This is a genomic window from Streptomyces himastatinicus ATCC 53653, assembly GCF_000158915.1.
GTDB classification, from domain to species: domain Bacteria; phylum Actinomycetota; class Actinomycetes; order Streptomycetales; family Streptomycetaceae; genus Streptomyces; species Streptomyces himastatinicus.
Window position 1 is genome coordinate 1,053,558 of record NZ_GG657754.1, and the last position, 11,970, is coordinate 1,065,527.

General features: G+C 73.3%; 11 protein-coding genes. All 11 read left to right on the top strand.

Annotation, left to right across the window (positions count from 1 at the left end):
* The first annotated feature begins 1 nt into the window (after position 1).
* Complete coding sequence (locus tag SSOG_RS03855; protein WP_154685886.1) at positions 2–1,249, top strand: MFS transporter; 1,248 nt, start codon at positions 2–4, stop codon at positions 1,247–1,249.
* Entirely contained in the window at positions 1,246–2,241 is a 996-nt protein-coding gene (locus SSOG_RS03860) for a methyltransferase (protein WP_009712896.1), read from the top strand. The genes SSOG_RS03855 and SSOG_RS03860 overlap by 4 nt, the downstream gene beginning before the upstream one ends.
* Before the next feature lie 47 nt (positions 2,242–2,288).
* Positions 2,289–3,110, top strand: a complete 822-nt coding sequence (locus SSOG_RS03865) for an endonuclease/exonuclease/phosphatase family protein (protein WP_039940608.1) — start codon at positions 2,289–2,291, stop codon at positions 3,108–3,110.
* A gap of 24 nt (positions 3,111–3,134) precedes the next feature.
* Positions 3,135–3,743: a sugar O-acetyltransferase gene (locus SSOG_RS03870; protein ID WP_009712898.1), complete on the top strand. Its 609-nt coding sequence runs from the start codon at positions 3,135–3,137 to the stop codon at positions 3,741–3,743.
* Positions 3,744–3,781: 38 nt separating this feature from the next.
* Positions 3,782–4,477: an HAD family hydrolase gene (locus SSOG_RS03875; protein ID WP_009712899.1), complete on the top strand. Its 696-nt coding sequence runs from the start codon at positions 3,782–3,784 to the stop codon at positions 4,475–4,477.
* Positions 4,478–4,515: 38 nt separating this feature from the next.
* Entirely contained in the window at positions 4,516–6,165 is a 1,650-nt protein-coding gene (locus tag SSOG_RS03880; protein WP_039936500.1) for a glycoside hydrolase family 13 protein, read from the top strand.
* Positions 6,158–7,045, top strand: a complete 888-nt coding sequence (locus SSOG_RS03885; protein WP_009712901.1) for a prephenate dehydrogenase — start codon at positions 6,158–6,160, stop codon at positions 7,043–7,045. Before SSOG_RS03880 ends, SSOG_RS03885 begins: the two co-directional genes overlap by 8 nt.
* A 36-nt stretch (positions 7,046–7,081) precedes the next feature.
* Entirely contained in the window at positions 7,082–7,858 is a 777-nt protein-coding gene (locus SSOG_RS03890) for an AfsA-related hotdog domain-containing protein (RefSeq protein WP_106516348.1), read from the top strand.
* Between the two features lie 19 nt (positions 7,859–7,877).
* A complete protein-coding gene (locus SSOG_RS03895; RefSeq protein ID WP_009712903.1) occupies positions 7,878–8,525 on the top strand; it encodes a methyltransferase family protein in 648 nt (215 codons plus the stop codon).
* A 7-nt stretch (positions 8,526–8,532) separates the two neighbouring features.
* Positions 8,533–11,277 carry a PEP/pyruvate-binding domain-containing protein gene (locus tag SSOG_RS03900; protein ID WP_009712904.1) on the top strand — a complete coding sequence of 915 codons (2,745 nt, stop codon included), beginning with the start codon at positions 8,533–8,535 and terminating at the stop codon, positions 11,275–11,277.
* Positions 11,274–11,970, top strand: a 697-nt coding sequence (locus SSOG_RS03905; RefSeq protein ID WP_009712905.1) for a UbiA prenyltransferase family protein, incomplete at its 3' end; no start/stop codon positions are given. The genes SSOG_RS03900 and SSOG_RS03905, both read left to right, overlap by 4 nt.

The window sequence follows — 11,970 nt, forward strand, 5'->3', positions numbered from 1 at the left end:
CATGCCGGTGCCGCCCGCCGCACCCGCCCGGGTACGCGTCGTGGCCCCGCTGGTGCTGTCCTTGCTGCTGGGTGTGGTCACCGCGGCGCTGGGAGCGGCGTTGCCGCTGCTCAGGTCCGCGTACGGGCTGCCCGAGGGGAGCGGGGCCGAGCTGGTCGGGCTGTACAACTTGGGTGCGCTCGCCGGGGTCGCCGCGTGCGGTCTTGGCGGCCGTACCCCCGCCGGGGGGTCCACCACCGGGCGCCCGGTCCTCCCGCTGCTGGCCGCGTTCGCGGGCGGCTGCGCGGGGATGGCGCTCGCGCCCACCTGGTGGCTGCTGAACGCGTTCGCCACGGCGACGGGCTTCGGCTTCGGCGGGCTGCTGCTGTATCTGAACGCCTTCTTCGGCCGCTTCCCGGGGCGGCGCGGGCTGCTGCTGATGAATCTGCTGCACGCGTGCTTCGGCGCGGGCGCCACCGTGGGACCGCTGCTGGTGGGCCGGTTCGGTGAGGTGCCGTGGCTGCTGCTGGTGACGGCGGGGCTGACGGCGCCGCTCCTCTGGCCGACCCGGCACCTCGGCACGGCGGGCCCCGGCGCCCCACCCACGCCCGACACCGGCACCGACGCCCCGGCCGGGCGCCGGAGCCTGCCCCTGCTGGCCGTGTTCGCGGCCGTGGCCTTCCTGTACGCGGGAGTGGAGGCCGGTACCGGCGCGCTGGAGTCCACCCACCTGGAGGCCGCGGGCCGTTCCGCCGAGAGTGCCGCCGGGCTCACCGCGCTGTTCTGGGCGGGCCTCACCGCCGGCCGGGTGGTGCTGCCGCCCGTGACGCACCGGCTGGGTCCACCGCGGCTGGTCCTGCTCTGCCTGCTCGCCGCCACCGGCCTGCTCCTCACCACGCTCGACGACCGCTGGGCACCGGCGGGCTACGGACTGGCCGGCTTCGCGCTGGGCACGGTCTTCCCGACCGTGCTCGTCTGGGCCACCGCCGCCCTGCCGCTCCCACCGGAGCGCGTCAGCGCCGTGCTGCTGCTGACCAATCTGATCGGCAGCGCTGCCCTGCCGCCCCTGCTGGGCCTGTTCGCTGCCCCGGCCCGGGCAGCCGTGTCGATTCCGCTGTCGATCGCCACTCTCACCCTGCTGTGCGGCCTGGCCGTCACGGCCGCCGTCGCCCTGGCCCGGCGGGCGGATCCGACCGCCGCCCGCCGTCACCCCGACCGACCCGACCGACCCGACCGACCCGACCGACCCGACCAGAAGGTAAGGACATGACCTCACCGCAGCCCGTCACCGAGTTGTTCTGGGCGTACTGGAAGACCAAGACGATGCTCAGCGCCATCGAGCTGGGCGTCTTCACCGAGCTGGCCAAGGAGCCGCTGCGCGGAGACGAGCTGGCCGGCCGGCTCGGTCTCGGCCCCGGCGCCGTCGGCGACTTCCTGGACGCCCTGGTGGCGCTCGACCTGCTGGACCGTACCGGCGATGTCTACGCCAATACCCCCGCGGCCGACGAATACCTGGACGCGGGCAAGCCCGCCACCTATCTCGGCGACAGCTACCTGACCCAGTGCGCGGGCCTGGCCGACGACCTGACGGGAGTGCTGCGGACCGGCGAGGCGCTGCGCGGGGCCCGTACCGGCCGGGACTTCTACGCCGACACGTACGCGACGTCGAACTCGGTCCGCGCCTTCCAGCGGGACATGACGGCGCTGAGCATCGGCTCGGCACGGGTGATCGCGGACAGCTTCCCCTGGGACGACTACCGCTCGCTCGCCGACATCGGCACGTCCGAGGGCGCGCTGCCCGGCCGGATCCTGCTGCGCCACCCGCACCTGACCGCGGTCGGCTTCGACCTGCCGCAGGCCCGCGAGGGGTTCGAGGAGTACACCGGCGCGCTCGACCTCGCCGACCGGATGAGCTTCCAGCCCGGGGACTTCTTCCGCGACGAACTGCCCTCGGCCGACGTGCTGGTGTTCGGGCACATCCTGCACAACTGGGGGCTGGAGGAGAAGCGGCTGCTGCTGGACAAGGCGTACCGTGCGCTGCCGGAGGGCGGGGCCGTGCTGATCTACGAGACGCTGATCGACGGCGACCGGCGGAGCAACGCGGTCGGGCTGATCCTCAGCCTCATGATGCACCTGGAGGTCCCCGGCGGCTTCGACTACACCGGTCCCGAGTGCCAGGAATGGCTGCGTGAGGCGGGCTTCCGGGAGACCCGCGTGGAACACCTGGACGGTCCGGAATCCATGATCATCGGATTCAAGTGAGCAGGGCGGGCACACAGCCGGCGACGGCCGCCGCGAGCGACCTCGTCATGTTCTGGAACCTGTACGAGGCGGGCATCGACCGGCTGGAAGGCCGGGACGAACGCTGGCTGCTGCAGCGGGACATCGTCGCGGAACACCGGCCCCGGGTACTGATGACCACCGAGGGGTGGGGCTGGGACCGGGACGGGGGGCGGTTCTTCGAGGACGCCAAGGCCGGGTTCGGCATGGACGGCGCGCTGTTCACCGCGAAGACCGGCTGCCATCTGGCGATCTTCTGGCAGCGGGACATCGAACCAGTGGAGACCGAGCGGACACCGCACGACCTCGCCGCGTGGCACGGCCACGGCAGCGCCACGCTGCGGCTGCCCGGGTGGTCGCACGAGCTGCGGTTCGTCGTGGCTCATCTGGACCCGTTCAGCCCCACGAACCGGCGGATCGAGTCCGACCGGCTGCGCCGGTACGCGAACCCCGGTGCGCCGGCCCCCACGGTCATGGCCATGGACGCGAACTCCCTCCCGCCGGACGATCCGGAGCCGGACTGGACGACCGTGCCCCGCCACCGCCGCGACGACCACCGGTGGCCCGGCGAGAAGCACGCCGACCGCGCTCCGCTGCGGCGGCTGCTGGGCGAGGCCGAGGATCCGCTGTTCGTCGACGCGGGAGCCCATGCGCGGGATCGCTCGCCGACCTTCGGACACCACCCGCCGGGCCAGGCGCCGCGCCGCATCGACGTGTTCCTGCTGTCGCCGGCCCTGACCGGGGCACTGGCCTCGTACCAGGCGGTGGACGACCCCCGGCTGCTCCCGCACGACGGACGGCCGGGCGCCTCCGACCACCGGCCGATCACCCTCCGGCTCCGCCGCCGGTAACCGGACCTGAGGAAGGGGCTCTCCATGGACGATGACAGGGAAGCGACCGACGAGCGGGGACACCTGGACGCGCTCAAGGCCCGGATGGCCGGCGGGCTGCCGTACGTGTCCACCGAGCCGGCCCTGATGCCCTACCGGGAGCGCTGTGCCCGGCTCCTGGACGCGTTCAACGCGACCGCGCTCACCGACGACGAGGCCCGGCAGCCGATTCTTCACGAGCTGCTCGGCCGGGTCGGGCCCGGCGGCTGGGTGATGCCCCGGTTCCTGTGCGAATTCGGCTTCTTCATCGAGCTGGGCGCCGAGATCAGGATCAACTTCGACGCCGTGCTTCTGGACTGCGCGCCGATCGTGCTGGGGTCGCGCGTCTGGCTGGCGCCGAGGTGCCAGCTCTACACCGCCGACCACGACCTCGACCCCGGGCGGCGGAGCGCCATGTGGGAGCGGGCCCGGCCGATCACCATCGGGGACGACGTGTGGCTCGGCGGCGGGGTGATCGTGCTGCCGGGGGTGACCATCGGCGAACGGACCGTCGTGGGCGCCGGAAGCGTGGTCACGAAGGACCTGCCGGCCGACGTGATCGCGGCGGGCAACCCCGCCCGCGTGATCCGCGAGGTGCCGCGGCCACAGCCGTGAACCCACTCCCCCCTTGACGTACCCACGAAAGGTTCCTGATGGACCCAGCGATCCAGGCCATCGTCTTCGACCACGACGGAGTGCTGGTCGACTCGATCCGTCCCCACTTCCTCGCCTGCTCCGCCCTGTTCCGGGAGCACGGCGCGGAACTCCCCCAGGGCTGGTGGGCGCGGGAGGTCTGCGGCAGCCCCGACGCGCACCCCCTGCTGTTCGGCATGCTGCGGAACTCCGCCGGGGCCGCCACCGGTACCGACGCCCAGCTCGAGGACCGGCTGGAGGCGCTGTGGGCCGAGCACTTCACCCCCGAGAACGTGCGGTTGATGCCGGGAGTCCGCGAACTGCTCGCCGCCCTGCGGACCGCGGGTCTGCCGCTCGCGGTCGCCTCGTCGGCGGACGAGGGCTGGGTCCGGCGCTGGCTGCGCCACTACGAACTCGACGGCAGCTTCGCGACGGTCGTCACCGGTGACCAGGTACCGCGACGGAAGCCCGACCCCGCCGTGTACCTGGAGACGGCCGCGCGGCTTTCGGTGGCGCCGCGGCGCTGCGTGGTGTTCGAGGACTCGGTGAGCGGCGTCGCGGCGGCCCGGGCGGCGGGCATGACGGTGCTGGCCGTTCCCACCCCGCTGACGCGTGCTTGCGACTACTCGCTCGCCCACCGGGTACTGCCCGATCTGACCGTGGTGGATGCGGCGGAGCTGTTCCTCGCGGATCCGGCCCGGGCCGGGCAGCCGTGACGGCACGAACGGCGCGACCCGCGCGCTCCGTACGGTCTGTGCCCCAGGTCCCGGCCTGGTGGCGGAGCGCGGTGATCTACGAGATCTACCTGCGCAGCTTCGCCGATGGCAACGGGGACGGCACGGGCGACCTCGCCGGGGTCCGGGCCCGGCTGCCGTATCTGGCGCGGCTCGGCGTCGACGCCCTGTGGTTCACGCCGTGGTACCCCTCGCCCATGGCCGACGGGGGCTACGACGTCGTGGACTACCACGGTGTCGACCCGCTGTTCGGCACCCTCGACGAGGCCCAGCGGCTCATCGCCGAAGCCCTTGAGCTGGGCATCCGTACGGTCGTGGACATCGTGCCGAACCACGTCTCCAGCGCCCATCCGTGGTTCCGCGCGGCGCTCGCCGCGCCTCCCGGCTCCGCGGAGCGCGCGCTGTTCCACTTCCGTCCCGGGCGCGGCCCCTCGGGTCAGGAGCCGCCCAACAACTGGCGTTCGGAGTTCGGCGGCCCGGCCTGGACGCGGACCGCCGGGCCGGACGGAAGCCCCGGCGAGTGGTTCCTGCACCTGTTCTCCCCCGACCAGCCCGACCTCAACTGGGGCCACCCCCGGGTGCGCGACGCCCACGAGGAGGTACTGCGGTTCTGGCTGAACCGCGGGGTCGCAGGGCTACGCGTGGACTCCGCGACCCTGCTCGCCAAGGACCCGGCCCTGCCCGACCTCGCCGACCCCGGCCTCGCCCCGGAGGGCCCCTCGCACCCGTACGCCGACCGCGAGGAACTCCACGGCCTCTACCGCTCCTGGCGGCGGATCACCGACTCCTATCCCGGCGACCGCGCGCTCATCGGCGAGATGTGGCTGCACGAACCCGGGCGCTTCGCCCGCTATCTGCGCCCCGACGAGCTGCACACCGCCTTCAACTTCGACTTTCTGCGCAGCCCCTGGGACGCCGGACAGCTGCGCCGTTGCGTCGACGCCACGCTCGCCGCGCACGGCGGCGCCCCCGCCTGCTGGGTGCTGTGCAATCACGACGTGACGCGCACCGTCACCCGCTACGGCCGGGCCCGCACCGGCTTCGACTTCGCCGCCAAGGCCCACGGCACGCCGACGGATCTCGCCCTGGGGACCCGCCGCGCCAGGGCCGCCGCGCTGCTCACCCTCGCCCTGCCGGGATCCGTCTACCTCTACCAGGGTGAGGAGCTGGGCCTGCCGGAGGTCGAGGACATTCCGGCGGACCGGCTGCGCGATCCGATGCACTTCCGCTCGGGCGGCGAGGATCCGGGGCGCGACGGGTGCCGGGTGCCGCTGCCGTGGAGCGGTGCCGCTCCGCCGTACGGCTTCACGGATGAGGACGCCGAGCCGTGGCTGCCGCAGCCGAAGGGATGGGCGGAGCTCACCGTCGAGGCGCAGGAGGGCGCGGCCGGATCGATGCTGGAGCTGTACCGGGAGGCGCTGCGCCTGCGGCGGGCGCTGCCCGCGCTGCACGGCGCGCCGCTGGAGTGGCTGCCCGGCGGCCCCGGCGTGCTCGCCTTCCGGCGCGGTGACGTGGTGTGCGTGGTGAACCTCTCGGACCGCGCCGTCCCGCTGCCCGAGGGGCACACCGTCCTGCTGACCAGCGAGCCGGGACCGCCGGGCGGCGCCGCGCTCGCTCCGGACGCGGCGGCGTGGACGGTGCAGGACGGGAAGGACGGCGGACATGCGTAGCGCGGCAGTGATCGGAACCGGCCTCATCGGCACCTCGGTGGCGCTCGCCCTCACCGGCCACGGGGTCACCACCTACCTCCTGGACCGGGATCCGGAGGCGGCCAGGACCGCCGCGGCCCTGGGCGCCGGCCTCGCCGCCACCCCGCGCGCCCCGGTCGACCTGGCGGTCGTCGCGGTGCCGCCCGCGCATACGGCGTCGGTGCTCAAGGAGTATCAGCAGCGCATGGTGGCGCGTTTCTTCACCGACGTGGCCAGCGTCAAGACGCGCCCCCTGATGGACGCCGCGTCGGCCGGCTGCGACCTGACGGCTTACGTCGGCGGACACCCCATGGCGGGGCGGGAGTTGTCGGGCCCGCTGGCCGCCCGCGCGGACCTCTTCCAAGGCCGTACGTGGGTGCTCACCCCCTCCGCGTTCTCCCGCGCCGAGGCCCTGCACCACGCCACCGAGCTGATCGAGCTGTGCGGCGGCCGGCCGGTGATCATGGGGCACGCCGAGCACGACCGGGCGGTCGCCCTGACCTCGCACGCCCCCCACATGATGGCGAGCCTGCTGGCCGGCCGGCTGCTCGGTGCCGAGACGGCACAGCTGCGGCTGGTGGGCAAGGGGCTGCGGGACGCGACTCGCATCGCGGCGGGAGACGCCGCGCTGTGGGCCGACATCATCGGCTCGAACGCGGGCCCCGTCGCGCGGGTACTGGCCCAACTGGCCGAGGAGCTCGGCGCGGTCGTCGCGGCGCTGCGCGAGCTGGACGACTCCGCCGCACGTCCCGGCGGGAAGGGGGCGGCGGACCTTCTGGCGGCGCTCGCGCGGGGTGAGGAAGGACGGTCACGGATCGTCGCCGCCGAGCGGCCGGCCGACGCGGCGCGGGCCGCCCGCTGAACACTGCCAACCGGCACACCACCGAAGGGAGCCAGGATGAACGACGAAATCGTGTTCATCGTCGGAGACCGCTTGGCCGGGGGGCCGCCGCGGGCGGGCCTGATGCCGTTGTCCAGGCTCATAGCGGACTTGAGAGCGGGGCGGCTGAGGGATCCGCTGCCGGCGCTCGTCCCGGGACAGGGCATCGAACGGCACGAGATGGACCTCATACGGGCGGAGCTGAAGCGTTGCCGGCTGCCCGGGACCGCGCTGTGGGACGCGGTCCCGCCGGAGCTCGCCGGCCGCGGTGAGGTCCACAAGCACCGTCAGGAGAACGTCCTGATCGCCGGTCTGCGGCGGATCGGCGACACCCACTACCAGGCCGCGCTGCGCCTGTCGAACACGCACGAGATGGTGCTCGACCACACCACCGGCACCCATGTCACGGGAATGGTGGTGACGGAGGCCGTCCGGCAGATGTCGCTGGCCGTCGCCGAGAGGTATCTGCTGAAGCCGGGGCAGCCCGTTCCGCGGTTCCTCATCAACTCCCTTCAGGTGTCGTTCTCCCGCTTCCTGCTCCCGCTGGATGCCGAGATCGACTATCACCTCGACGAGGCCGTGTGGAAGCGGCCGGACGTGCTGCGCTACCACGGGCAGTGCGACGTCCTCCAGGCGGGCGTCACGACCGCGTCCGGTTCCATGAGCCTGTCGGTCCACGAGGAGGGCGCGGCCGAGCGGATCGAGGAGACCCAGAGCGACGCCGTCGTCCGGCGGCTGGCCGATCGCCATCAGGCCGGCCGGTCGCCGGAACCGTCCGAGCACCGCGTCCCGTGACCCGGCCAGGAGGTCGACCATGACATGGCTTCTGCGGAGATTTCCGCTGTTCGTGCTCACCGTGTCCGTCATGGCCACGGCGTTGGCCACCGTCCGTGAGGCGGCCGGCTGGTCCGACCCGGCGCACCGGGTCGGATGCGCCCTCGCGGCGTCGTATCTGCTGTGGCTGCTGCTGGAGAGCTGGACGACGGTGCGCAGTTCGCGAGCGACCGAGGCGACGACCGACCGCGGCACGGTCTACGCGTACGGCGCGGCGCGGGCCGTCACCGTGGCGACCGCGTGCCTGGTGCCGACGGACTGGTCCGGTTACCGGCCGTGGATGCCCGTCCTGCCGGTGGCCTTCGTCTGCGCCGTCGCCTTGCGCCTGGCGGCGGTCCGGGCCCTCGGGCGGTTCTACTCGCACCGGGTGCGGGCTCTCGGCGACCACCGGATCGTGGACACCGGCCCGTACCGCCTGGTGCGGCATCCCGCGTACGTCGGCATGGCGGCCGCGCACATCGCCTTCGTCGGCTACTTCCTCAACCCCGCGAGCGCCGCCGCGCTGGTGGTCCTGCTGCTGCCGGCCATCGTGGTGCGCGTCCTGGTCGAGGAACGGATGCTGTTCGCCCTGCCCGGCTACTCCGACTTCGCGGCGTCCCGGCGCCGTCTCATCCCCTGGGTGTGGTGACATCGGCATGACGATCGAGAACGTACTGCGGGCCGTCCGCCCCGCCGGGCGCCGTGGCCCGGTACTGCGCGGGAGAGCACTGCTGGACGAGGCGGAGGTGGGCCCGAAGTTCGCCCGCCAGGCCCGGATGGCCTCGGCCGGACTGCCCGTGCCCCACTTCTTCTGCCTGCCCGCGAGTCTGTTCACCCGCACCCTGGCACCCGTACGCCCGCGGCTCCTGGCGATCCTGCGGCGGCTGGACCACACCGACCCCGACCGGCTGGCCGAGCAGTCCGACGCCCTGCGCCGCCTGGTCCTCGACGTGCCGGTCCCGCCGTCGGTGGCGCGCGCCGTCCACCGGGCGTACGACGAGGTGTTCGGCCCGCACGCCGTGGTGTCGGTGCGGTCCTCGATGGTGGGGCCGCGCGGGCGGGCCGCCGAGGACTCGGCCGAGGACGCCTTCGCGGGCATCGGCGAAAGCTTTCTGTACGTCACCCGCGATCAGGTGCTGGAGCGGGTGCGCGCGTGCTGGGCCTCCGGGTTCGGCACCCGGGCACTGTTGTACCGGGCGGCGCGCTCCACCGCCGCCACGGAGGACTTCGCCGTCTGCGTGGGCGTCCAGCGCATGGTGTTCGGCCGCCGCTCCTTCGTCCTGTTCACCTGCGACCCGCTGACCGGGTCCCGGGACCGGGTACTGGCGGCCGGGCTCGGCATCGGGGAGGGGGTCGTCCAGGAGAAGGTGCCGGTGGACCATCACTTCATCGACCGGCGCACGGGCGCGGTCCGCTCCGTCGTCGCGCACAAGTCCGAGCGCATGGAGGAGGATCCCGCGCGGCCGGGCAGCGGGCCCCGGCTGCTCCCGGTGCACGGCCGCGAGCGGGACGAACCGGCGCTCACCGACGGCCAGATCCGGCACATCCGGGACGTCGGCGACCGCCTCGAGCGGCTTTTCGGCTGCCCGCAGGACATCGAGGGCACCCTCACCGAGGACGGCGCCCTACACATCCTCCAGACCCGGCCGGTCGTCCTCGACCTGGGCGGGCAGCGGCTGTGGAGCAACGCGAACATCACCGAGAGCTACCCCGGTGTGACCACCGCCCTCACCTACTCCTTCGCCCAGCGCTTCTACCGTGAGGACTTCCGCGACTTCTACCGGCGGCTCGGGGTCTCCCCCGCCGTGCTGGCACGCCACGAGAACGACCTGCGATCCATGCTCGGGCTGCTGAACGGCCGGGTCTACTACTCCCTCAGCGCGTGGTACACGCTGCACCGGCTGTCCCCCACGTTCCCGCTGTGGCGCGCCAGTTTCGAGCGGATGATGGGCATGTCCCCCTCCGTGACGGATGTCCGCCCCGACCGCCTCGCCACCTCTCCCGGCCGGCTGCCGGAAACCGCCGCGGCCCTGCTGCGCCTGGCCTGGCTGCGGGCCCTGCACGTCCCCGCCGCGCGGAGCTTCGACCGCTGGTGGCAGCAGACCATCGCGCGCCACCGCGAGGCCGCCAGGACCGCCGACCCGCTCCAACTGGCGCGGCTGATGCGGTCACTGTGGCAGGAGGCCGGGGAGCGCTGGGGCCTCACCCTCGTCAACGACGTGCTGTTGCAGACCACCGAGACCGCCATCATGCGGCTCTTCTCCCGCTGGCTGCCCGGCGCCGACGCCGGTCTGCACAGCGACCTGCTGTGCGGTGGCGAGGAAAACCGCAGCGTCACCATCCTGATGTCCCTCGTGGATCTCGCCGAACGGATCAGGGCCACCCCCGGGCTGCTGGACGCCCTCGCCGACGAGGACCCCGGCAAGCCTCCCGAGGAGCTGCTGCGGCGGATCGAGGACGGCGCGTTCGGCACGGACCTCGCAGACCGGATGCGGGCCCACGCGGCGGCCCACGGCGACCGGGGCCTGCAAGAGCTCAAGCTGGAGGTCCCGGTGCCGCGCGAACAGCCTTCCCAGCTCCTGCGGCTGGCCGGCGAGTACGCGCGCGGCGGCCTGACCCGCGAGTGCCTGCGCGGCCGGGAGACCGCGACCCGGCGGGCCGCCGAGGAGCGGCTGCGGACGCTGCTGGCGGGCCACCCCGTGCGGCGCCGGGTGCTGCGCACCCTGCTCGCCCAGCAGCGCCGGTACATCAACATCCGGGAGGACACCCGCTACAGCCGCAGCGAGCTGTTCGGATTCGGCCGCCAGATCTACCGCCGGCTGGGTACGGAACTCGCGGCGCGCGGTGCCCTGGACGCGGCGGAGGACGTGGTCCACCTCACCGAGGAGGAGATCCTCGGCCACTTCGACGGGGGCGCGGTCACCGACGATCTGCGGGGGCTGGCGCGGCTGCGCCGGGCCGAGTACCTGAGCCGTGCCACCCTCGATGCCGAACTCCCCCCGGACTTCGCCACGATGGGCCCGGTACGCGACGGGCTGCCCACTCCTGGCGGGGACGCGCGGCCGGGCTCGCGGCTGCGGGGGCTGGGCTCCAGCGGCGGTGTCGTGCGTGGCACCGCCCGTGTGGTCATCGACCCGCACCAGCGTGTCGATCCCACCGACGACCTGATCCTGGTGGCCCGGGAGACCGACCCCGGGTGGCTGTTCCTCATGCTCTCCGCGCGCGGCATCGTCGTCGAGCGCGGCACCCTGCTGTCGCACACCGCCATCAGCGGCCGGAAGTTCGGCATCCCCACGGTCGTCGCGCTGCCCGGCGCGACGAGAAGGATTCCCGACGGGGCACGCGTGGAGATGGACGGGGCGACCGGTACCGTGACGATCCTGGACGAGGTGGCGGAATGAGCGGCACGGTGCGGCGGCTGTACGCGTTCTTCGCCGAGCGCGCCCCCGCCCGCGTCTATGTGACGTACGCGGTGCTGTGGGTGCTCGCCCTGGAGGGTGCGCTGGCCCTGGTGGAGCCGGGCGACGCCCGCTGGATGCTGGGGGTGCCCACGCTCGCTGAGATCGGCACGGTGTGGCTGGCCCTGCTCTTCATCCGGGTCGTGGACGAGCAGAAGGACCTGGGTTACGACCGGGAGCACAATCCGGGCAGGCCACTGCCGCGCGGCTCGATCACGGTACGCGAACTGCGACTCGCCATGGCGGTCATCGCGGCCGCGGGCATCGCACTGACCGTGTGGCGGTCGCCCCTGCTCACCGGCTGGCTGCTGCTGGATCTCGCTTACATCTGTTTCCTGGTCGGACTCGAACGCTGGTCGAGGTCGGTCCGGGACGGCATCTTCCGCAATCTGGCGGTGAGCTATCCCGTGCAGGCGCTGCTCAGCGGGCACGTGTGGCTGTCGTACCGGGACGCGACGGGCGCCGGCCCGCACTGGAGCGCCGCCGTGCCGGTTCTGCTCTGCGCCTGTGTCTTCCTGCACTTCGAGTTCGCCCGCAAGACCAGCCACCGGGTCACGCCCGGCGCCACCCTCTACTCCAATGCCATCGGCACCCGGGGCTCCGTCGGGCTGACCGTGGGCTGCGCCCTGGCGGCGG

Coding starts and splice junctions, on each gene's coding strand:
- SSOG_RS03855 (WP_154685886.1), top strand. CDS start 2: ATGCCGGTGCCGCCCGCCGCACCCGCCCGGGTACGCGTCGTGGCCCCG.
- SSOG_RS03860 (WP_009712896.1), top strand. CDS start 1,246: ATGACCTCACCGCAGCCCGTCACCGAGTTGTTCTGGGCGTACTGGAAG.
- SSOG_RS03865 (WP_039940608.1), top strand. CDS start 2,289: ATGTTCTGGAACCTGTACGAGGCGGGCATCGACCGGCTGGAAGGCCGG.
- SSOG_RS03870 (WP_009712898.1), top strand. CDS start 3,135: ATGGACGATGACAGGGAAGCGACCGACGAGCGGGGACACCTGGACGCG.
- SSOG_RS03875 (WP_009712899.1), top strand. CDS start 3,782: ATGGACCCAGCGATCCAGGCCATCGTCTTCGACCACGACGGAGTGCTG.
- SSOG_RS03885 (WP_009712901.1), top strand. CDS start 6,158: ATGCGTAGCGCGGCAGTGATCGGAACCGGCCTCATCGGCACCTCGGTG.
- SSOG_RS03890 (WP_106516348.1), top strand. CDS start 7,082: ATGAACGACGAAATCGTGTTCATCGTCGGAGACCGCTTGGCCGGGGGG.
- SSOG_RS03895 (WP_009712903.1), top strand. CDS start 7,878: ATGACATGGCTTCTGCGGAGATTTCCGCTGTTCGTGCTCACCGTGTCC.
- SSOG_RS03900 (WP_009712904.1), top strand. CDS start 8,533: ATGACGATCGAGAACGTACTGCGGGCCGTCCGCCCCGCCGGGCGCCGT.